The 712-nt window shown below is 63.9% G+C and carries 1 protein-coding gene; it reads right to left on the reverse strand.

Annotated features, from left to right (window positions below; all coding sequences use genetic code 11):
• Nucleotides 1–712, reverse strand: a 712-nt coding sequence (locus tag EXE42_RS18860; RefSeq protein WP_199240791.1) for a hypothetical protein, incomplete at both ends; no start/stop codon positions are given.

Raw genomic sequence — 712 nt, forward strand, 5'->3', positions numbered from 1 at the left:
ACTTCGGTCATGCTCTGGAGGGGATAGAACCGCTCGTCCCAGTCATCGAAGTCCGTGACCGAGTCGTATCCCTCGGAGTTGACCGCATCCACGGCGCTGTCCACGAACTGCTGTGCGTCGTCAGGGAGATCCTGATACGCCAGCACATCGCTGTCCGTGTCGTTGTCGGTTTCTCCGATCATCTCCGAGGCTTCCGCGACGCCGCCAGCGTTCTCGGGCGAGGCGTCGGCGCCGACAGCGTCGGCTTCCTCGACCCCGTCACCGTGGTCGTAGTAGAGGTTGCCAGCACGCGGGTACTCGGGCAGCGCGTACGCATCGTCCTCGGGACCGAGCGGCGCGAGGCCGATCAGCTCCCCGTCAACAATTTTGAAGACGTTGATGTCCACAGGCGACTGCGTGGTCGGCTCATCGTCACCGAACGTCCACGCGATCGCGCCCTGCTGATCCACCATGTCGGCCCGCAGCTCGGGGTAGCCGATGGCACGCGGCGCACCGTGGTCGGTGGCGTCGTACCCATCCTCACCGAGCATCGGCGGGGCTTCGATGATCCCCTCGGTCAGTTCACCCTCCTGCGTGTGCGCCCACTTGCCCGCGGTGTCAAGTTGCCCGAGCAGGTCAGCCGCACGGGAGGAACTGATGAGGAACTGGATGTACCGACTGTCGAACTGAATTTCCTCATCTTCATCGTCCTCGTCAACAGCGAGCCACTCGC

It is taken from the genome of Halorubrum sp. SP3 (assembly GCF_005435195.1).
In the GTDB taxonomy this organism is placed as follows: Archaea; Halobacteriota; Halobacteria; order Halobacteriales; family Haloferacaceae; genus Halorubrum; species Halorubrum sodomense.